Genomic DNA, 21129 nt, shown 5'->3' on the forward strand with positions numbered 1-21129 from the left:
ATAACCGGAGTCAACGGGTCTAGATTGATAGCCGAACTCAAAGGCCCACCGAACTCGCTGTTTGTGGCTAACGAACCTTGGCTGTTGATATAGGAATAACCTAAATTTTCACCGAAGCGTAGCCAACTTTTAATGCGATGTTCCGAATTGATACGCGCATTATACCGGTCATAGTTTGAAATTTCCGGCGTAACCACGCCGTCTTGTCCGAAATAGCCAAACGAGGTATAGAATGTAGAACGGTCATTCCCGCCACTGATACTCAATTCATGATTTTGAATCGGCGCATTGTTTTCGAATATGGTGCTCTGCCAATCCGTCCCTTCGCCCAATGCGGCTGGTTCGGGGAAAATGATGCCGCCTCCATCGTTGAGCGACACTTCGTTGCGTATGGTTGCGTATTCTGTAGCATTCAATAGGTTGAGTTTTTTGGCAGGAGCTTGTGTGCCATAATACCCATTGTAGTTAACCGCCATATCGCCTGCTTTACCTTTTTTGGTGGTCACCAAAATTACCCCAGCGGCTGCCCGCGTACCATAGATCGCTGCCGATGCCGCATCTTTTAGCACTTCGATGGATGCAATATCTGAAGTATTGAGGTAATCGATGCCACCGGCGTCTACAACTACGCCATCCACTACATAGAGTGGCGTATTATTGTTCATCGTTGTTACCCCTCTAACCAAAATGGAAGCACCCGATCCGGGTGCGCCCGAATTGGTGGTTATGGTGACGCCGGATGTACGCCCTTGGAGGGCGGTTTCCAAGCGGCCCACCACCTGGTTCTCGATATCGGAAGCACGCACACTCGTAATCGCACCGGTTACCACACTTTTCTTCTGTGTGCCGTACCCGATGACCACCACCTCTTCCAACGTACTCAAGTCTTCCTCCAACGACACGTTGACGGTGCCGCTGGCTGCCACCACGAGTTGTTGCGTGGTCATACCCAATTGCGTGAATACCAATGTGGCCCCCGCCTCGGGGACAGTAATCGAATACTTACCTGAGTCATCCGTGCTGGTTGCGGTGTTCGTTCCTTGCACGGTTACGGTTACGCCCGGCAAGGGCTTGCCGTCTGCCGTTACCGTCCCTGTTACCTGAAGGGCTTGTTGGGCGGTCAGCACAAATGGGAAGAAGCACATACATAGCACCATCAATGCATGTAAAACTCTTTCTTTCATAATAACTGCTCTTATTAAGGGTTAAAAAAATTGGTTCAATACGTTCGCCTATTCTAATGCGGAACCGTGAAACAAAACTAGATGATGGGATGCGGAACCTGTTTATAACTGCATGCTACAATACCCCTACAAGTAATCCAAAAAAAGGAGATAGCAGGTCGATTTAGGCCTACAATACCCCTACAACATGGTCTTAATTAACTGGTTGTTAAATATTTGTGAAGAAGGGGTCTTTTTTTTCAAAAGGTTACGTTTTGGCGGCGATATGTAACAAAAACTCATAGAGATTCTGGTCGGGATCGAGTTTAAGCTTCTTGCGGAGCCGGTATCGACCCACTTCTACCGCTTTGATGGTAATGTTCATCAATTGGGCAATTTCTTTGGAAGAAAGGTTCATGCGTAGAAAAGCACACAACTTTAGCTCGTTTGGCGTGAGGTCGGGGTACTGTTCTTTGAGGTTGGTGAAAAAGCCTTCATTTACATGGTTGAAATGCACACGGAACTGCTCCCAGTCTTCATCGGTCCGCTCAGCGTTCCGGATGAGGCGGATGAGTTGCCTGAAGTTGATGGAACTATCGGTGAAGTCATGTTTCTTGACGACGGACAGGATGGTTTCTTTTATTTTGGCGAGCACTTCGCCGCGCTGAACCAGATGCATGGTCATGTTGGCCAGTTCCTTGTTTTTAAAATCTATCTCGGTTTCCAGCTTTTCATTTTTCAACCGTACCACCTCTTTTTCGCGTCGGTCCAATTCCAGTTGGCTGAGGTATAGCTCGCGTTCGTGCTTCTGCTGTAGTTTCCTTTTCTGCCATTTGAACAGTAGGAAAATCAGCAGGCAAATCAGCACGCCGTAGCATGTATAGCTAATCGCGTTGGCATACCATGGTGGTGTTATAGCGAATGGGTAATCGCTTACGGCCGATTCGTTTCCTTCGGTGTTCCGGGATTTTACTTTAAACACGTAGCGTCCCGGTGGTAAGTTGGTATACTCCTTTTCGCTGCGGTGGTTCCATATAGACCATCCGTTATCAAAACCTTCCAGCATATAACTGAATTCTACATTGTCCTGCTGGTCATACAGCGTGGTGGCGAACGAGAAGTGGAAGGAGTTGGATGGGTAATCCAAGGTGGGCGAAGTGACCTCGCTGGTTTGGTGCCCGCCATATAGCACCTGTTCTTGTTTGTCGCCGTCGATTACCTTTACCTGGCTAAGCAATACGTCAGGCCGGCTGATCGCCATCTTGTACCGTTTGTAATTCAGGTGTATTGCCCCTTTGTTTGCTCCAATGAAAATGTTCTCGTTGTCGAGGGCATAGACGGTTTCAAATCCACCAAGCACTTTGCCGTTCAGTTCCGGGAAATAAGTGACCGTAAATGGTGCCGTGCCATGGGGCTGGCTGAAGTCGGCCACTCCTAGCTTTTTATGGCTTACAAACCAGACATTCCCGTCACGGTCTTCCTTCAGGTATTGCAGTTCCATTCCTTTGAAATGATCGTAGAACAGGGGCGAAGGGATAAAACTGTCGGAGGCCGCATCGTATTCATAAATACCGTCATTGGTGGCTACGGTAATTTTATTTTTGATGAGGAACAGGTAATTATATAATGTGGACGGTAGCCCTTCCGATTGGGTATAAGTTTTTTGGAGGTTTACTTTGGAGTAATCCGCCGACAACTGCATTTTGAATATGCCCCGATAAGGATGCGATGCCCAAATCGTGTGATAGTTGTCATCATAGTGGATAAACCGTAAGGACTCATAGGGACTGTCTACCCGACCAGAATCATGAAAATTATGGCCGGAATCGAAGGTAATATGTTGTAAACCAAGGTAGGTGCCTGCGATGATGTGGGTGGAGGGGAAGACGCGCGAAATGGGCTGGAACAACCATGTTCCGGGGACAGTGTAGATGCTGCGTGCTTCGCTGCCCACAATCTCAAACGCACCATCTTCATGTCCCATCAGCAGCCGGTTGTTGATTTCATTGAGCCCCCAGACCTGTCCTTCGGTATGGCGTACCTCGGTGAATTCCGCATCGGAAAGGCTGATGTCTGATTGTTTGGCATCAATAGGCGACATGTATAAGCCGTTGGATGTACCGATATAAAGCCGCCCGTCAAACATCCAGATAGCATAACTGCTTGTGGGGTTTGCCGTGTTGGGTTGGATGTATTTCACCGCACTGTTTACCGCGATAAAGTCGATGCCATCATCAAGCGCCAGCCAGAGGTTTTGGTTACGGTCGATGAATAAACCCCGGACATTGTTTTTTTGTAGCCCCTCGCCGTATACATATTGTTGTACCAGTTTATTGGCGCGGTTCATAATCAGTACGCCGGCAGATGTGGTGCCGTAGACAAACCAGTCGTTGTTGATGGGAAGCCCGCAATAAATACGATCCGCTGTAAACACGTGGTCCAGTGGCGTTTCTTTACGGATGAGTGTATGGTGGGTAAGGTAATAGAGCCCGCTTTTCAACGTACTTACGAGTAGCGTATCCTGGCTGTAGGGCATGATACTTGTTATCACGGTTCCTTCTAGGTCAGGGTGATTGGCTAACGGCTTCCAGAAACCCGCATCATACCGCATGATACCCTGATGCATGGACTGTGCGTAAAGTGCCCCTTCGGCCATACCAAGGAACTGCCATTCAGTCGTTGCCTTGTCAACCGTCATGCGTCCATCCTTATAATGCAAAATTTTGGTATTGGTCCTAAAGAATACTTCGTTGTTCCTGACGGCGATGTCCCATACATCAGCAAACTTACGCTCAGTTTCAGGAATGAGATCGACCATGGAATGGTATTGGAGCCTTCCCTTGGAATCCGCTTGGAAGTATCCAAGCTCGTCTTGCCCACCTACGTAAATCCGGTTATTTTTATCGATTGCCACCGATCGGACCACGGTTGCATTAGGCAGTGGAAAGATATTCCAATATCGGCCATTAAAGGTAAGAAGCCCTTCATTATTACCGAAATACATGATGCCCTGTGAATCCTGGGCGATATCCCAATTTTGCAGCCCCCCTTTGTATTGGTTGTTGTTATAGTTGATGATTTGGGGGATAGCTACCCGATGTTGGGCAACCCCATGGAAAAACGCAACGACAATACAGCAAGCTAATAAGGTTCTTTTCATGGGTTATCGTCAGAATGACAAAGGTAATGATAATTGGATAATTTGGGTGTTTTGAGTAAGTTTGTGTCAGATACGTAACAACAAACAGATTCGCATGGCTCAAAGAGTATCCCCCTTATTGTTGGGATTGCTTGCTTTACCGCTGCTACTGGTGGTGCCTGCCTACGCCCAAAGTCAAGTGTCCATTATCCCTAAGCCTACTGTCGTCGAAATGCACGAAGGGGCATATGTGTTTCCTTCGGCTACGCCATTAGCGGCATTCGATACATTTATGGATGTAGCCGGCTTGTTATACGATCACCCCGTTGTCAATTTCATGGAGGTGGAACGTATCAAGTCACATAAACGTATTCCCGAAAGCGGTGTACGCCTTGTCAAAGCACGGGATGAAGATCGGTTAGCCAACGATGCATATCGATTGGTGGTCGATACCTCTGGTATTGTCATTACGGCACACCAGGAGCCAGCGATGATTAACGGGATACTGACCGTTCTTCAATTGGCCTATACGCAGGCTGATGGGCGCCGATTGCCGGCCATGGTCATCGAAGATAAACCGCGGTTTGGTTACCGGGGCCTCCATCTCGACGTTTCCAAGCACTTCTACCCGATGTCCTTTCTAAAGAAGTTCATCGATCTGATGGCGTTGTATAAATTCAATACTTTCCATTGGCACCTCGCAGATGGGGCAGGGTGGCGACTGGAAATCAATAAATATCCCAAATTGACCCAACAGGCTGCGTGGCGGACCCATCCGGTCTGGAAAGAATGGATGCAGAATGGACAGCGTTATTTGCCAATGGGCCAACCCAATGCCAGTGGAGGTTATTACACACAAGCCGAGGCACGCCAACTGGTTGCCTATGCCGCTCGTAAAGGCATCACCATCATTCCTGAAATCGAAATGCCCGGCCATTCCGAAGAAGTATTAGCAGTTTATCCCGAGCTCTCTTGTACCGGTAAGCCCTATCGGCACCATACCTTTTGCGTTGGTAATGAGGCAACGTTTACTTTTCTCGAAGATGTGTTGACCGAAGTCATGGCCATTTTTCCATCGGAATATATCCATATCGGTGGTGATGAAGTTGATAAAACAGCATGGGCAACCTGTGATAAGTGTAACGCCAGAGTGGAGCAACTGGCATTGGACAGTATAGACGCACTGCAACGCTATGCCGTGAGTCGTATAGACAGTTTCTTGCGTACGCACGGGCGGAAGTCGCTAGGCTGGGATGAAACGATGGCTGGGGGGGCGCCGCCGGGCACTACCATCATGAGCCGGCATGGTGAAGCCACCGGTTTGAACGCCGCAACCGCCGGTTATGATGTCATTATGACCCCTGATACATACCTCGGTTTCGATCAATACCAAAGCGACCCGCGCACGCAGCCGGAAGCGGCCCAGGGCGATATCCCCCTATCGGCGGTGTACGCCTATGAACCTATCCCTGCAGGGCTGGCAGCTGACAAAGTTAAACACATATTGGGCGTTCAGGGGAATATCTGGACAGGATACATGCCCACCACGGAACAGGTCGAATACATGACCTTTCCACGCGCGCTCGCTTTGTCGGAAGTCGTATGGTCAGGCCCTGAGGGTCGCAACTGGGACGATTTCAATAAACGGTTGCAACGGCATTATCAATTGCTACAGCGATGGGACGTCAATTACTGCCGCCCTTCTTATGCCGTTGGTATCGATGTGGACTTCAATGCCGATACGTTGACCAACACGATAACGTTAGCTACGGTGCAATCTACCCCTGGCATCCGTTACACAACCGATGGGCAGGAACCGGACGCAGGGTCAGCACTTTATTCTAAGCCCATCGAGCTGGCGGTGCCGGCCACGATTAAAGCTGCTTTTTTTGTGGATTCAGCCCGGGTGGGGCCCATTGCTGCGGCGAAAGCGGATATCCACAAAGCAATTGGTAAAAACATCACCTACCAAACTGCGTGGGATGAATCATTTCCGGCACAGCATGACAGCACGTTACTCAATGGCCAAAAAGGCGGGGTACTCGCTAACGATGGACAATGGCAGGGGTTCGTGAACAATGTGGATGTTACCATCGATTTTCAACGTAGAGAAGCCGTCAAGTCGGTCGCGATCGATTTCCTTCAAGACCCGTCGGCCAATGGCTATCTGCCCGGCGACGTAACCGTCCTCCTTTCCGATAACGGCAAAAATTTCCGGGAGGCCGGTACGTTTTCAACCGAGGCATCGGCAACGGATACTTTTCGTGAGATTAAAACCTATGCGTTCAATTTTGAGGGCGCGCAGACCGCACGATATGTCCGGGTGGTGGCTACGAATACACAAAATGCACTATTATTTACCGATGAGGTCGTTGTATATTGAATGGTCGCCCATTAGCCTGTTATTTTTCGCTATGCCCATCGTTTTCGATAAACAGGGCTACCAACACCTGTGCATACCATCGGGATAAATAATCGTTGGTATGGTTGATGTTGTTGCCGGTCATGTCTTGGTATGACTTATGAGTGAGCAGCCATTTATGCCAATAGCTCATATCAGCTATTGCTACGCCGGTATTCTCCAATGCGAGCAAAGCCGGCCGATAAGTCTCTTGCAGCTTATTTTGGATAGCTTTGGGGTTCGCAAGCATGGGCGTGATTACAATGAATTCGCATGTTGGAAGTCGCCTACCCACAGCGTCCATCATGCCTTGGATCTGCTTGGTGAACAGATCGGACGGCACCCCCGCGGAGCCGTCGTTCATGCCAAAGCCGATTACGACTAGATGAGGTTCTTCAGCAATCACTTGATCGATATTTTCCAGACCCCACGCTGCCATTTTGCCGCCCACAGCAAGATTCTTGTAGGATACGGGCGTGCCGAAACGCCGCCGGAGCTGCCGAACGAACAGTTCGGTCCAATTGGGCATGAAAGGAGGCACATGCTGGAAGCCGCTGCTGTTTGCGCCGGTTTCGATGCTGTTTCCCCAAAAAACCACATGTAGGTTTTCGCGCCCATCAAGTTTACCCATGGTATGGGGCAAGTAGCTTGTTGGAGGAGGTAAGCGTTTGGTTGCCTCACTTCCACGTCGGTCGGGGATATAAGTTACCGCCAGTTGCTTAGACCGTATGAGTTCACCCTCGCTGAATAAGACGTAGGTCCCTGGTACGGAACCTGGCTGGGAAATACCTTCTTTGACTTCGTTGTAAACCAATTGATGGTTATGCCAGAATGGTATGCTTGATGAGTCTGTGAGCACAATTCGTTGGCCTTCCCACACCCAATCTTTTCCTTCTTCGTATACGGTGCCTAGGTACGTGTCGCGGACAGATAACACTGCCTGCACGGGGAATAACAGGCCTCCACTTGGTAAGGCGTGTCCGTTCTTGATGGGCATCACCAACTCATCGTAGATGGTGTCTGCCGTCAAAAACGGCTGCATATATTGGTCAAGATCAATATATGCTGGCCAATGCCTATTCAATGTATCAATAGACTGCGCTGCGAGGCGGTTGGCCGCTCCGCTAAGCGTCAAGGATAATACACTACCTACGATGAGTTTGCGTGACAACATGTGATTTTATTTATGTTTCTTAACTGCCAATAGATCAAATTCGGTGAATTCGAAGCCCGCGTCGAATGTGCCCGGAACTTCCCATCCGAGGTTCATCCCCGATATCCCGAAATCTTCAAAGAACGAGCCGGTAAGGTATCCCCTTTCTTTAGCAAGTTCTAAGGCCCCTACAATCAGTGGATAGATATCTTTTTCGATGGTTATCCAGTTTCCTGATTGAAACGACCCCTCCATAAAATCGGAGCTTCCTGCGCTGTAGATGAATTTCCCGGTGGCATCGCCCTTACCCACGTCTTGTGCTGCATATAGTGGGATTTGCTCATACCGATAGTCGTAAAATGGAATGCCAAACCACAAGTAATCTCCGTGATATGCGGAGGCAGGGTTCAGGTCCTGTACGGTGATAAAGAGCTGGAATTGTGCCGTATGCAAACCGGGGTTGAAGTCCTTTGCATCCATTTTCATTTCGGCACCCGTTAGTCGGCCTTTAAATTTTAACACCAGTCCTTCCAAATCTTTCACCAGTGGTTTTTCAGGGAACGACTGTTCAATCAATAGGTGGGGCCACGCTTGGTTTTGCTGGCGAGGGGCATCATACTCTGCTGAGGTATATACATCCATCCTAACTTTTACATTTCCTCCGTCCTTTTCAAAGGCGATAGCCTTTCCCGCATTCGCATAGGTGACGCGTCCGCCATCGTCGGTTGTTTTATCAGCCTCTTGTAACTCGTGCTTTGTCCCCCACTCAGCCATTTCCCATAGGGGTGGCGTTGTTGCAGCACCAAAGGGATAGATGTTTCCGGGAGATGGTATGTCGGCGCGCTTGCGTACAAGGCCACGTCCGAAAGCGCGGTCTCCCAAAACGGACAAGGTATCGTATTGGGCCGTGGTCGGTTGGGGGGGCGTCCCTGTATCGCCGCCGGCTGAGCACGAAGCAAGCAAACAGACACCGCTAAATCCGAGACATGCGGTTAGTGTTTTTATTGTTTTCATGGTTATATAAGTTATAGTAGTTCTAAGTGAAAATCATCGAAAGCGATTACCACGGGATTGGCCAACCCGAAGTAGTAGACGCCTGGAGAGCCGCCCAAATACGGGGCAGGGTCTTCTACGGCCTGTTCAAAAAGAATCCCATTGGTGTCTTTATTGGTCACCTTTATCCGGAAATTGCCGGGCTGCGATGAGGAAACCGTTACCTGGTACGGTACGTTTGGTGCAAATCCTTCAAATGTTTGATTCACCATAATGTTTACCCAATGACCTAGCCCATTCTCGCCCGTTTTCAAGAGCTGCAACATATTGTTTGTGGTACGGAGTAGATAGAAGCGCTTGTTATCGCTCTGTGCATTAAAAATGATACCGGCAAAAGACTCGGGGGAGCTGCTCATCGTTGCTGTCAGCTCAAAATAGCTGCCATCGCCCACCTGCATATCCAGGTCCGCGTCACGGTAAAGCATATAAGATTCCAACCCTCCCTCCGAACTGAATAACCGATTTTCGTTCAATGAGAATTTGCCATTGATAATCTGCCAGTTGGTGCCAAGCGGATTGGGAACCGTCGGCGATCCCACCGATGGGATGTCCGGTCGGTCAAAATTATCCTCGAATACCTTCGTGCGTACCAGCGAAAGATTTTGTTTGTTCGAGATCTTGCCTCGGCTACGGACCGATACGCCCACGATATTACCCTCCATCGCGGGTACGACTACCTGTATTAATGTGTCTGAAACGGCGATGGTTTCAATGATTGATTGGCCAAATTTGACTTCGTTTTCGGTAGCATTTTCCGAAAAATTGATACCAACAATCGCGAGGGTATCTCCCTCAGCGGCATTGGCAGGTTCCAATGCGAGGATACGTGGAATCGGGGCGGTGTTTATCGGTGCGGATTCCTCTTCTTCACAGCTGCCGGCAAGCAATATGCACGTGCAGAGGTATATTTTGAGAATGTTCGTTTTCATTTTATTATGAGTGTGTTCTGTTAATTGCCTTAGATGAGGTTATTCCCATCCCGGATTTTGGTCCCACAAGGGCATCAATGTCAGCTCGCTCAATGGTATCGGGAAAATCAAGTGGTTATCTGTCCACGATTTCCGCCGTCCGGTCACGATACGTTTTCCAGTAAATGTGTTTCCAGATTTTGTCCATTCCATGCCCGTCGTCAATCTATCAGTGCGGTCCAGTATTTTCCAGCGCCTTACATCCCAGAACCGGTATTCTTCGAATGCCAACTCCACGCGCCGTTCGCGGTGGATGCGCTCGCGCATCTCCTCCTTGCTCAATCCACTGGGCAACGCAGGCATGTTTACCCGGCTACGGATGGTGTTGATGGCGTCATAGACCTCCTGGGTAGGACCATAGGCTTCGTTTGCGGCCTCGGCATAGTTGAGGTATAGTTCGCCCAGTCTGTATTTCTTAAAACGCGCCGTACCCGTGTTGGGGTCCAACTGCGCGGGGTCGCGGAATTTCCTCAGGTAGTATCCATTACCTGTACGCTGCATGATGTTGGAAATCCCGTCGGCGCCGCCCAGATAAGATTGGATATAGTAGGGCTGCCCGTTGATTTCGCCATAATAGGCGTTATTATACCACACGGTAGCATAAAACCGTGGGTCGCGGTTCTCATAGGGCTTTGATTCGTCGTAACCCGATGCCGTATTGATGATGGGATAGAGGTGGTCTTCGTCATAGTAGCCCGTAATGGCGGGCTCGCCATTGACCATGTCGTAGCTATCCACCAACTCTTGTGAGGGGCTCACACCCGCTTTGTCACCACCCAATGTGGGAATGGCATGCATGCGGAACATCAAATGGCTGAATTCGTGTGCCCGATAAGGCTTGATCTCGAAGATGGTTTCTTTATCGGCCGGATTTGCACTGATATCCGTACGGCTGTCGAAATACGCTTCATAATCGGGGTGGAGCACGTAATTGTTGGCCAGTAATTCATCCAATGAGTTTTTGCTGGCTTCCGCGGCTTCGGCCCATCGTGTTTGGTCACCCGTATCGTTCCATAAGGGGCTCGCGGCGAATAACAACGCCTGCGATCGTATGGCATGTGCTACCGCCTTTGTAAATCGGCCGCGTTCCGGCTCTGTCGTAATGCGATAAGGTAGGTTACGTTCCAGGATAGCCTCATCGCAGTTCTGTTTAATGAAGTCGACACATGCTTGGAACGACTGCCTCGGTAATGACTCGAACTGGAAATCCCCACTGAAAGGCTTATCGACAACGGGCATGCCACCATACATCTTGATGAGTTCCCAATAGAAAAATGCCCGTAGCACTTTCACTTCCGCGATCAGGCGTGCTTTCATCTGTGGGTTAGCAAAAGGTGTACTGCTGATTCGTTCGAGGAAGACATTGGTCTGCCGGATGCCTGTCCAGTTTTTCCTGTAATAGTTCCCGTTTGACTCGGTATTTGAAGAACCGGTGGAAAATTGGATATCCAAGGGATTCCAATTTGGCCGCAATTCCCCATTGTACCAGCGGGAAGGGGCGCGAGCCATATCCTGCGGAAAGTCATTGTCGTGCGCTTCATCGGAGAAGCCGGCAAGCATGGTAAAATAATCATATGCCGTACCATATGGATTGATGTTATCGTACATGGTGTTCACATATTCCGATGCCATCATTTCATCGGCAAAGATTTCCTCCAGTGTGAGGCGCCCATCAGGCATGATATCCAGAGGGTCTTTTTGGCAACTTGTCGTTACCAGTATCAGCGCTATGAATAGCTTATATTGTAATCTTTTCATTTTCTCTTATCCCAAAATCATTAAAAAGTGACATTTACTCCGCCGTTGAATACCCGGTATACCGGATAGCTCAATGAATTGTTTACCTCCGGGTCGAAGTCGTCGGTACGCATCCAATCCCAAGTAATCAGGTTAAGTCCATTCACATAAAACCGAACCTCTTTTGCTGCAATACGGCCAGCAATGGAGGCGGGTAGTCGATAGCCTATTTCCGCATTTTTCAGGCGAATGAAGCTGCGGTCTTCGATAAAGAACGCATTGGCATCCCGTTCACTCACCGAGCTCCCCAAGCTTAGTCGGGGGTATCTGATTTCTTCGCCGGCTGCGGCCCGTTCAGCCGTCCACGCATACCGGTGTCGGTCCCTGAAATCATACATGCCCATCGTGCCATAGCCTGACAACGGCTGGGTAACGTTCATGATCCCCTGAAACAGGAATGAAAGGTCAAAATTCCGGTAGTTGACACTGAACGCCCCGCCAAAGGTATACTCGGGTATCCCCGAATAGCCAATGGGCACCATATCGCGTTCATCGATTATCCCGTCGTTGTTGGTGTCCTGGTATTTGAAGTCGCCCGGCCTTACCGTATAACCTACATAGTTTAGGCCTTCGGCTTCAATTTCCTCATAACTGGTATAATACCCCTCGCGTAGTGGATAGCCAAACACCTGACCGATCCGGTAGCCGGTTTGGCGGTAGCGGTATGCATAGTCATCGGGGTACTGCAACTCGTCTGAGTACACCACTTTGTTGCGTGCAAAGTTGTAATTCAGTTTGGAAAGGACAGACCAGTCGTCATTGATCTGTTTGTTGTAATTGAGTTCGATCTCATATCCATGGTTTTCTACCACGCCCATATTCACTGGGCTCATGCGAGATGCTTCCACACCATACACCATCGGTATCGTTTGCCGGTTGATTAAAATATTGTCGCGGTTTTCTTTGAATAGATCGACCATCAAGGTGAGTTCGTTCATCAATCCGATTTCCAACCCGACATTGGTTTTCTCGGCTACCTCCCATTGGATCAAGGGGTTTCCCAAGTAATTTTCGGCAATCTTGCCGCCCCTGCCGAGGGATCCACTATATCCGCCGCCGGTTTGGCGCTGAATGTCGTCGAGGTAAAGAAAGCGCCGGCCCCCTAATCGATCGCTGCCCACGCGGCCATAGGAAGCACGCAGTTTAAGCATGGTTAGGTATTCGTTTTCTTTCAAGAAATTCTCGTTGGAAATAACCCAGCCACCGGAAACCGTCGGAAAGAATCCATACCGGCGGCCTTTGGCGAATTGTTCGGATCCGTTATACCCCGCATTGAATTCGGCAAAATACGTGTTGTCATAATTATACATCGCACGTAGTGATACGCCCCTCAGATTAAATGGTAGCCGGTCGTTCGGCATCACTTTCATTTCCTGCTGGGCAAGGAGCATACCCGTTACCGTATGTTTTCCGTTGAACGTACGCTGGTAGTCAGCGGTGAACTGGAAGTTGAAAAACGATTGGAAATTTGAACCACTGCCAATGCTTAACGGAGTATTTTCCAATTCCAGAAACATCCGTCGGTACTCCACGCTATCCATGCCCAGATGGTTTGATGTGTTTGGGTCGATAACCTGTATCCACCGCTGGTATTCTTTAGCAGCGGTGAGCGAGTAGATGGTGCGCGTGTCAAATGATGCCATAAATTTGGCGGACAGTCCGTCGGTTACCCTATCGAGGTCCTGTTTCAACCCCCAGGAAGCGGTGATGTTGTTGCGTGTTTCTTTCCGGTATCCCGATCGGTTGATCAATGCCCACGGCGATACGTTATAATTGCCCGGTCCGATCAACACTTCACCCTCCGGGGTTAATGGTCCGGGCAACACCACAGGGAAATAACTATATGTCCTTCGGAAAATCTCGTCGGTATTGGCGTTCGGCGAGTTGACCTGTTCAAAATAGCCCGCCGCATTCAAGAACGTGCTCAATGTGCCCGACTTGTTCAGCTTGGCATCGATGTTGGAGCGAAAGTTATACCGCTTCAAATAACCGGCAGGATCATATTCCGTTACATCGGGACTTATTTTCCATTGACCACCTTGGTCGAGGAAGCCCACGTTGACAAAATATTGCACATAATCGCCACCGCCGCTGATGTTGAGGTTGTACCGTTGCTGGCCCACCCAGTCATTAAACAGCAATTCCTGCCAATTGGTATTCGGGTATGCCGTCGGATAATCCTGATACAGGAATCTATCGAGCGCGTATTCGGAGTATGGTGGTTGGTTTACGGGATCGTTGGGGTCCGCATGGGGGTTGTCGTTTGACCATGCTTGGTTACGGAGGCTGGCCCATTCATACGAGCTTAAAACCGATGGCGTGCGTGTGAAGCCCTGCAGGCCTTGTTCATAAGTAAGCCCAATGGTAGGACGTCCGCTGTCGCCGCGTTTCGTGGTTACCAGGATAACCCCGTTAGCTCCACGGACGCCGAACAATGCAGTGGAAGATGCATCTTTCAATATCGAGACACTTTCTACCTCGTTGGGGTCTATGTACGTCATTTCGCGCTCCACACCATCTACCAAAATAATGGGTGCGGTAGCGTTCAATGTGCCCATGCCGCGTAAGAACAGGGCCGTGTTATCCCGTCCCGGCTCGCCGCTACGTTGTAAAGCGGTAAGGCCAGGTAGCCGACCCGCCAATGTCACGGCTAGGTTGGCGGCGGGGCTTTGCTTGATTTCCTTGGTTTGGATGGAAGCTATGGCACCGGTCACCGAGATTTTTTTCTGGGTGCCGAATGCTACCACAACGACCTCGTCCAAATCACTCACAGAGGGGACCATAGAAACGTTGACGGTGTGATCGGTGTTGCCGATAGCAACCTCTATTCGTTCATATCCAACCAGTGAAAATACCAGTAGCTTTCCACTTTCCGGAAGCGTGATCTGATAGCTACCCTTGTCGTCAGTGGTGGTGGCCGTCACCGAACCTTGCACACTTACCGTTACCCCCTGTAACGGGCCACCTTCGGTATCCGTGACCTGGCCACTTATTATGCGCTGCGGTAACGGCGCGACGGGTATGGAGGCTGGTTGTGAGGATGTTGCCCGTTCCGTAATCACGATGGTATTTTCGGTGATATGGTAGGCCAAGGATACGGGTTTCAGCAGCACTTCCAGTGCTTTGGTCAATGACATGTCATTGACGTGGATAGAAACCGGGGTGGACCGGTTCAGTAAACGGTCGTTTGATATCACCATCAGGCTGGTTTGCTTTTCAATGGCCTGAAATACCTGCCCAATCGGTTGGTTTTTGACGTTTAAAGAAACGGTCTGCGATCGCGTTGCTGCGCTCAAGTGTAGGCAGACGGTCAAAAGCAATAGCGAGGTCAATTTCATAATTCGAAATACTGGCTTGATACCAAGAGGTATCTTTGTCTTTCCCAATAGGGAAAAATCATAATTTATCATTACGTTTGTGCGTTTAGATAAGTTAATTAACTAGTTTTAATTCGCGTTTTATTACTGGTTTTTCTGAACAGGGGAAGTGTTCGCTGCACTTCCCTTATTCATGTCAGGCTCGTGTTTATCCCATATCTTATTTTTTAAATTTATCTATCGGCTATTTCCGTTCCTTTCAGTTTATAATGATGCGTTTGTTTTCTAACGTTACATCAATCTTTGATAGTCGTAGGATGTCTATTACGCCTTCTAGCGAAACATCTCTCCTGAATTTTCCAGTGAATGTCTCGTTAGGTATTCCTTTTTTATAGACAATATGCACGTCATACCATCGGGCAATCTGTTTGAGCATTTCTTCCAATGGAGTAGATTCGAAATGGAATATCCCTTGTTTCCAAGCGATAATTTGATTGGTGTCCGCAGTTGTTATGTGGATGTTTCCGTCTTGTACAATAGACTGCTGGCCGGGCTTAATAGCCATGGGCGATCCGAGGTTCGTGCGGGATGCCACTTGTACGCGCCCGGTCACCAAAGTGGTTTTAGTATGCCGCTCATCGGGATAGCCGGATACGTTGAATTGGGTGCCCAGTACTTCCACTATCTGGTCGTCACTTATTACTTTGAAGGGCTTCCCCTGTTGTTTGTTGACCTCGAAGAAGGCCTCACCTTCTAATTCCACAATTCGCTCGTTACCATTGAATTTACTTGGATATTTCAATGACGAAGCAGCGTTTAGCCACACTCGCGTACCGTCGGACAGTACGATTTGGTAGGTGCCCCCTCTTGGCGTAACGAGTGCCAGTGGCACGCCGCCGTTATCCGTATGTGCCAAGGCTTGGCTGTCGATAACCCCGGTTCCATCGAGGTACGTCAACGAGTCGTTTATGGCTATGCCCGCATGATCCTCACTCAAAATCAACGTGCGGCCGTCGGCCAATGTCAGCGTTGCTCGGTTACCACCGGGTGGGGTATCCCGGGCGACTATTTCGAGCGCAGGCGTAGGGTCGGAAGCTTTATCTATACTATACCACACCCCAACGGCAGCCAACAATATCGCTGCGACATAGGGTAACCATCGTCGGATCAGTTGCCGGGTTACGTTCTTTGCAGGTCCGATTTTCTCCGTGAGTTGCCGATACATACGAGCTTTCAATTGTTCGGCATTGTCCCCGTCCATCGCCGATAATATTACGTTGGTATCGTCAAAACCGTTGTACCAGCGGGTTAACTCCGCTATCTCCGCGTCGGTGATGTTCCCGGCAGCTAATTTGGCAATCAGGCTATCGATGCGGTTTTCGTATTCCATCTACGTCTTTGTTTTTTCTATAGACACCAAAAAGATGGGGGAGGGTAGGTTATTTTTGAAAAAAATAGTAAAACACAGCCAACCACACCGTGACGTCGAGGTTTCCTCGAATGTTTCGATGGGCTTTCTTCAGGTGATATTTGACGGTGTTCTCAGAGATGCCTAGCTCGTCGGCAATCTGTTTGATGGTCTTACCCTCGTCCGTGCGCAAATCAAAGACAATCCTGCATTGGCTGGGCAGGTCTTTAATAGCGCTGTCGATGCGGTGTTGCAACTCTTGGACGATCAGGAGGTGTTCGGGAGAAAGGTTCTCCGTTTGCGGCATTTCATATCCGGTTGCACGCAAGCGCTCGCGGTGGCGTTTCAACCGGCGGTTGAATACCTGATTCCGCATCCCCACGGCAAGGTAGGCCGATAGGTCGTCGTTTTCGATATACAGTGTCTCGCGCAGTCGCCATAATTTGTATAGCACGTCTTGCACGCATTCTTCGGCTTCCTGGGTATCCCCCATGCGGTTGGCCGCCACCGCAAACAATCGGTCCCAATACCGCTCATATATTTCAGAAAGCGCAGCCTCATCGCCCTGCCTTAATTTTGCGACCAGTTCCTTGTCGGTATGGTATTGATAAGCGGATGCCATGGCGTTTGTAGGGGCACCTGAGCGCCCCGGGGCTATTGTATTTTATGGAGGCCTTCAAACATCCAGTAATGCTCTTTGATACCGATTTCGTCCATCAGGTTCCTGATTTCGATTGTTTCCCAGTTGTGCGTATTGTATCCTTTTCCGGCATCGTTGTCATGCAGCCACTTTGGCGTTGGCCATAGGCAAGCCCGGAAGGTTATGTTACGGTAAAAATCCTTGCTTACCCCATTCTGCCCATGGTGGGCCATTTGTAGGTAATCGCAGTTGAGTTCGCCGCGGTATGGGCCGTTCCACAATTTGTTGCCGCTTTCTGTTCCCAGATCGGCAAGGAATAGTGCCGATTTCTTGGTGTCCCATACTTTGATGACCACACTTTGGTTGTTATACGGGTTTATAGTGATTTCCTCGTTCTTTACCCCCAATACCTTGAATGTCGTTTTACCCATCTTGAGAACCAAGCCCGGCTCCTTCATGTCCACGACCTTTCCATCGAATTCCCTTAGTCTATCATAGAATTCTTTGGTTAATGCTTCACTCCCTTTCTCATATTGCTCCACAAACGAGGTTGAAAGTTCCGAATGGTAGATGCTGTGAATTTTTAGGCCGGCCGGTGTTTTCAGTATTTCATTCAACGCACCGATGTGATCACTATGTGGATGGGTGATGAACCACGCTTCCACTTCATTTCCCATGGCTGCGAGAAATCCCCTTAAATAGGGGGCATCTGCGGCTGTACCGCCATCCATTACACATAGCTTGCCGTTGTCGGTTAGCAACACATAGGAGTTCATTTGGGAGGGCGATTGCGCGGGCAATTGCCACAATGTAAACACGCCAGGTCTCTTCGCGCCCAAAGCGGTTGCACAAGAGATAAGGCCACATACGACTAGCGAAAGCCATAAATAACGAAAGTTGATATTGCTCATAATTTGAAGCTTAGGCGCCTAAAATAAGAATAAACTCCCACTATGCCATCCCGGTACATCCTGTATTCAAAGTCTCTGATTCCTTCGGTATCTGAGGCCAGTCTCGATTTTTGCGTTTATGACTTAAATTAAAAATATGTGTATAAAAAAAACTAGAATAAATACAAATATTGCTTGTTTAATCGATTAAATTTTTCCTTCTTTGTATCGATCAATTATATATAGCAATGTCAAAGAAAGTTTCCATGAAGCGTATAGCCACCGAACTAGGAGTATCGGTGGCGTTGGTTTCGTACGTATTGAATGGAAAGATGACCGACCGAATCAACGAAGATACGGCCAAACGGATTCTTGATTTGGCGAATAAGCTGAACTACCGGCCGAACCAGATTGCCAAGAGCCTGAAGAACAATAAAACCTATACTATGGGGCTGATTGTGGCCGATATCTCCAATTTCTTTTATTCACATTTGGCCCGTTACATTGAGGAAGAAGCGAATGCGCATGGCTATAATTTGATATTCGGAAGTGCTTATGAGGACCCCAAGCGATTCGAAAACATCCTGAATATTCTTATCGCGCGCCAGGTAGACGGATTGATCTTAGCGATTCCCGAAGGGGCGGAACATTGCATTTCCTATCTTAAAGAAATGGAAATCCCGTTTGTGCTTATTGATAGGGAGTTTCCACAATTCGAGAAAATTACAACCATCAACCTCGATAATTTCAAGTCGTCAAAAAGCGTCGCCAATCACTTCCTTTCACAAGGCTTTAAGCGATTGGGTGCCGTGGGCTTGTCGACCAAGCTGCACCACCTTCAAGAGCGCAAGCGGGGTTTTATGGAAACGGCTTTGGCGAGTTTACCGGCTGATGCCGTGCACAGCTATGAAATCATAGAAGAGCAATTAAATGAAGAAATAGAGCATGTAATCACAGCGGCCATACATCGCGATCGATTAGACGCGTTGTGTTTCTTTACCAATAAGATTGCCATGGCAGCCTTGCCAATAATTGTTAAACTCAACATAAAAGTACCCAATGACATTGCTATCATTTGCTTTGATGAGGCCGAAGCGTACAAGCTGTTTTCGTGTCCGCTTAGCTATGTGCGGCAACCGCTCCAAGCCATGAGCAATTTAGCGGTAAACCACCTTACGGATAGCGGGCGCCGTCTGGAGAGCAATCATATCAAATTCGATGCGGACCTTGTTATCAACAAATCATCTTTACGTGTCTAATACATCTTGTATTACTCAAACAGATAGCGACTAAGAACATGAAGCAAGCAACATTAACATCGCCGGGACACATTCGGTTTTCTACTGAACCGGCGCCGATTACCGTAGGTGAAAGCGAGGTGCTGATCAACATCAGAAGGATCGGAATCTGTGGCTCGGATATCCATGCCTACCACGGCAAACATCCCTTTACGCCGTTTCCCGTTGTTCAGGGGCATGAGTACAGCGGTGAAGTGGTGGCGGTGGGCAGCGAGGTGAAAACGGTGAAAGTGGGCGATAGGGTAACGGGCAGGCCACAGCAGGTTTGCGGAACATGTGGCCCCTGCCGGGCGGGCCGCTATAATGTATGTTCGCACCTTAAGGTGGAAGGTTTCCAAGCACCCGGTGTTGCACAGGATTACTTTGTCCTACCCGAAAATCGTACCTACGTTGTTCCCAGCGAAGTCAGTTTCGACGAGATTGCACTTTTGGAGCCTGCCGCCGTAGCCGCCCATGCTACCTCCATGGTTAAGGATATTGGAGAGAAGACCGTAGTTGTTGCGGGTGCAGGCCCCATAGGGAATCTCATTGCCCAATTTGCGAAGATACGGGGGGCGAAACGCGTCATCGTCAGCGACTTCAATCCGTTCAGGCTCGACCTTTTGAAGAGCTTAGGCATCGAAGATGGGATTAATTTATCCGAAGAAGGCTTTAGGGAAGGTATCAAACGGATTTTAGGTGAAGAAGCATTTCAGGTGGGCATTGAAGCGGTGGGCGCCGAACCGGCACTCCATAACCTCGTAGACAATGTGGAGAAGGGCGGACAGGTGCTTATCGTAGGTGTCTATGAAGAGTACCCCCGGTTAAATATGGGGTTCGTAGGCGAGCATGAGTTAACTGTGCAGGGTAGCATGATGTACAAACACGAGGACTATGTAAAGGCAATTGAATACTTGATATCGGGCCAACTGCAGCTATCGGCATTAATCACACATAGATTTGGGTTCACTGCGTATAACAAAGCGTATCAGTTCATCGACGAGAACCCGACTCAAACTTTAAAAGTATTAATAGATGTTAATTAAGTATGATAAACAACAGGAAAAGTTCCAGAAAAATGAGTATTAAATTTCAAATTGCAGGTCTGTTGATTGCCATGTCGCTACTTGGCACTACCGCTTATGCACAGCAAGCCGAAGTAAAGCTATTCGCGCACCGGGGGGGCGCGCACGAGTACGATGAGAACACCATTGGTGCTTTTCAGGAAACCTACAACAAAGGGCTGCGGGGGTATGAAACCGACGTAAGGCGCACAAAGGATGGTCAACTCGTTATTTTCCACGATGCCAATCTGAAACGGATTGTTGGTAATGAGGAAGCCATCGAAGACCTGACGCTTGCTGAGCTTAAGCAACTACGGACGAAGAAAGGGAACGAGATCCCAACGCTTGATGAGGTGCTTGCCTTCTTCAGCGATAAGCCATGGGTATATATCGAATTTGAAATGAAAACCAATAAACCCATGTACGATGAAAAAACGCTTACAGCATATTGCGACGAGCTTTATGAAAAAGTGTATGCCGCTATGCCCCCCACATCGAATTATGTGCTTACCTCTTTCGACACGCGGCCGCTCCGCTATCTAAAGAAAACATATCCTACCGTAGACTTATTGCTTATCAAGGGGGCACCGCTAAGCCAGGAAGTGCTTGACGAAGCAAAAGAAATGAACATAGACCGAGTAGGGTGCAACATCGATGGTACCACCCGTGCCATGGTAAAGAAAGCAAAAAAACAAGGCTTCAAGGTGAGCCTGTGGCCAGGGCACTCCGTGGCGGATTTCCTGCTGGGTGTGTCTTTGGGCAGCGATTACCTCTGCTCGGATGTGCCGGTGGCGGTTACCGACTGGGTAAACGCCAACGCCCCATGGATTACGTTGAAATAGCCAGCAAATATGTTATC

General features: G+C 48.9%; 14 protein-coding genes. 4 read left to right on the plus strand and 10 right to left on the minus strand.

Annotated elements, in window-relative coordinates; genetic code table 11:
- On the minus strand, nucleotides 1–1184 hold a 1184-nt coding region (locus tag ACO1NT_RS16430; protein ID WP_449049824.1), incomplete at its 3' end, for a SusC/RagA family TonB-linked outer membrane protein.
- 247 nt (nucleotides 1185–1431) lie between these two features.
- Nucleotides 1432–4323, minus strand: a complete 2892-nt coding sequence (locus ACO1NT_RS16435) for a triple tyrosine motif-containing protein (protein ID WP_449049825.1) — start codon at nucleotides 4321–4323, stop codon at nucleotides 1432–1434.
- 94 nt (nucleotides 4324–4417) lie between these two features.
- Here ACO1NT_RS16435 and ACO1NT_RS16440 point away from each other — a divergent pair, with 94 nt between their 5' ends.
- Nucleotides 4418–6685 carry a glycoside hydrolase family 20 protein gene (locus ACO1NT_RS16440; RefSeq protein ID WP_449049826.1) on the plus strand — a complete coding sequence of 756 codons (2268 nt, stop codon included), beginning with the start codon at nucleotides 4418–4420 and terminating at the stop codon, nucleotides 6683–6685.
- A 19-nt stretch (nucleotides 6686–6704) separates the two neighbouring features.
- Here ACO1NT_RS16440 and ACO1NT_RS16445 read toward each other — a convergent pair whose 3' ends face one another.
- The 8 genes from ACO1NT_RS16445 to ACO1NT_RS16480 all read right to left on the minus strand — a co-directional run bounded on the left by ACO1NT_RS16445 (nucleotide 6705) and on the right by ACO1NT_RS16480 (nucleotide 17950).
- Nucleotides 6705–7877: an SGNH/GDSL hydrolase family protein gene (locus ACO1NT_RS16445; protein ID WP_449049827.1), complete on the minus strand. Its 1173-nt coding sequence runs from the start codon at nucleotides 7875–7877 to the stop codon at nucleotides 6705–6707.
- 6 nt (nucleotides 7878–7883) lie between these two features.
- Entirely contained in the window at nucleotides 7884–8870 is a 987-nt protein-coding gene (locus tag ACO1NT_RS16450; protein WP_449049828.1) for a hypothetical protein, read from the minus strand.
- An 11-nt stretch (nucleotides 8871–8881) separates the two neighbouring features.
- Nucleotides 8882–9838 carry an IPT/TIG domain-containing protein gene (locus ACO1NT_RS16455; protein ID WP_449049829.1) on the minus strand — a complete coding sequence of 319 codons (957 nt, stop codon included), beginning with the start codon at nucleotides 9836–9838 and terminating at the stop codon, nucleotides 8882–8884.
- A 39-nt stretch (nucleotides 9839–9877) separates the two neighbouring features.
- Nucleotides 9878–11635: a RagB/SusD family nutrient uptake outer membrane protein gene (locus ACO1NT_RS16460; protein WP_449049830.1), complete on the minus strand. Its 1758-nt coding sequence runs from the start codon at nucleotides 11633–11635 to the stop codon at nucleotides 9878–9880.
- 20 nt (nucleotides 11636–11655) lie between these two features.
- On the minus strand, nucleotides 11656–15012 hold the full coding sequence (locus ACO1NT_RS16465; RefSeq protein ID WP_449049831.1) for a TonB-dependent receptor: 3357 nt from the start codon (nucleotides 15010–15012) through the stop codon (nucleotides 11656–11658).
- Nucleotides 15013–15250: 238 nt separating this feature from the next.
- Complete coding sequence (locus ACO1NT_RS16470) at nucleotides 15251–16381, minus strand: FecR family protein (RefSeq protein WP_449049832.1); 1131 nt, start codon at nucleotides 16379–16381, stop codon at nucleotides 15251–15253.
- Nucleotides 16382–16430: 49 nt separating this feature from the next.
- Nucleotides 16431–17021, minus strand: coding sequence for an RNA polymerase sigma factor (locus ACO1NT_RS16475; protein ID WP_449049833.1), 591 nt, complete (start codon nucleotides 17019–17021; stop codon nucleotides 16431–16433).
- A gap of 32 nt (nucleotides 17022–17053) precedes the next feature.
- Complete coding sequence (locus ACO1NT_RS16480; protein ID WP_449049834.1) at nucleotides 17054–17950, minus strand: ComEC/Rec2 family competence protein; 897 nt, start codon at nucleotides 17948–17950, stop codon at nucleotides 17054–17056.
- Between the two features lie 227 nt (nucleotides 17951–18177).
- On the opposite strand from ACO1NT_RS16480, the gene ACO1NT_RS16485 reads away from it, so the two are divergent.
- The 3 genes from ACO1NT_RS16485 to ACO1NT_RS16495 are packed head-to-tail and all read left to right on the plus strand — an operon-like array spanning nucleotide 18178 to nucleotide 21112.
- Nucleotides 18178–19188 carry a LacI family DNA-binding transcriptional regulator gene (locus ACO1NT_RS16485; RefSeq protein WP_449049835.1) on the plus strand — a complete coding sequence of 337 codons (1011 nt, stop codon included), beginning with the start codon at nucleotides 18178–18180 and terminating at the stop codon, nucleotides 19186–19188.
- A 38-nt stretch (nucleotides 19189–19226) separates the two neighbouring features.
- The gene (locus ACO1NT_RS16490) at nucleotides 19227–20252 is read left to right on the plus strand and encodes a zinc-dependent alcohol dehydrogenase (RefSeq protein ID WP_449049836.1); all 1026 of its coding nucleotides are present in this window, start codon (nucleotides 19227–19229) and stop codon (nucleotides 20250–20252) included.
- Between the two features lie 32 nt (nucleotides 20253–20284).
- Nucleotides 20285–21112, plus strand: coding sequence for a glycerophosphodiester phosphodiesterase (locus ACO1NT_RS16495; protein ID WP_449049837.1), 828 nt, complete (start codon nucleotides 20285–20287; stop codon nucleotides 21110–21112).
- Nucleotides 21113–21129: the final 17 nt, after the last annotated feature.

Source organism: Parapedobacter sp., from assembly GCF_053550995.1.

What these genes read in the sequence shown, in the direction of transcription:
- ACO1NT_RS16435 (WP_449049825.1), bottom strand. Translation starts at nt 4,323, where the DNA reads ATGAAAAGAACCTTATTAGCTTGCTGTATTGTCGTTGCGTTTTTCCAT.
- ACO1NT_RS16465 (WP_449049831.1), bottom strand. Translation starts at nt 15,012, where the DNA reads ATGAAATTGACCTCGCTATTGCTTTTGACCGTCTGCCTACACTTGAGC.
- ACO1NT_RS16440 (WP_449049826.1), top strand. Translation starts at nt 4,418, where the DNA reads ATGGCTCAAAGAGTATCCCCCTTATTGTTGGGATTGCTTGCTTTACCG.
- ACO1NT_RS16470 (WP_449049832.1), bottom strand. Translation starts at nt 16,381, where the DNA reads ATGGAATACGAAAACCGCATCGATAGCCTGATTGCCAAATTAGCTGCC.
- ACO1NT_RS16455 (WP_449049829.1), bottom strand. Translation starts at nt 9,838, where the DNA reads ATGAAAACGAACATTCTCAAAATATACCTCTGCACGTGCATATTGCTT.
- ACO1NT_RS16485 (WP_449049835.1), top strand. Translation starts at nt 18,178, where the DNA reads ATGTCAAAGAAAGTTTCCATGAAGCGTATAGCCACCGAACTAGGAGTA.
- ACO1NT_RS16475 (WP_449049833.1), bottom strand. Translation starts at nt 17,021, where the DNA reads ATGGCATCCGCTTATCAATACCATACCGACAAGGAACTGGTCGCAAAA.
- ACO1NT_RS16480 (WP_449049834.1), bottom strand. Translation starts at nt 17,950, where the DNA reads ATGAGCAATATCAACTTTCGTTATTTATGGCTTTCGCTAGTCGTATGT.
- ACO1NT_RS16445 (WP_449049827.1), bottom strand. Translation starts at nt 7,877, where the DNA reads ATGTTGTCACGCAAACTCATCGTAGGTAGTGTATTATCCTTGACGCTT.
- ACO1NT_RS16495 (WP_449049837.1), top strand. Translation starts at nt 20,285, where the DNA reads ATGAGTATTAAATTTCAAATTGCAGGTCTGTTGATTGCCATGTCGCTA.
- ACO1NT_RS16490 (WP_449049836.1), top strand. Translation starts at nt 19,227, where the DNA reads ATGAAGCAAGCAACATTAACATCGCCGGGACACATTCGGTTTTCTACT.
- ACO1NT_RS16450 (WP_449049828.1), bottom strand. Translation starts at nt 8,870, where the DNA reads ATGAAAACAATAAAAACACTAACCGCATGTCTCGGATTTAGCGGTGTC.
- ACO1NT_RS16460 (WP_449049830.1), bottom strand. Translation starts at nt 11,635, where the DNA reads ATGAAAAGATTACAATATAAGCTATTCATAGCGCTGATACTGGTAACG.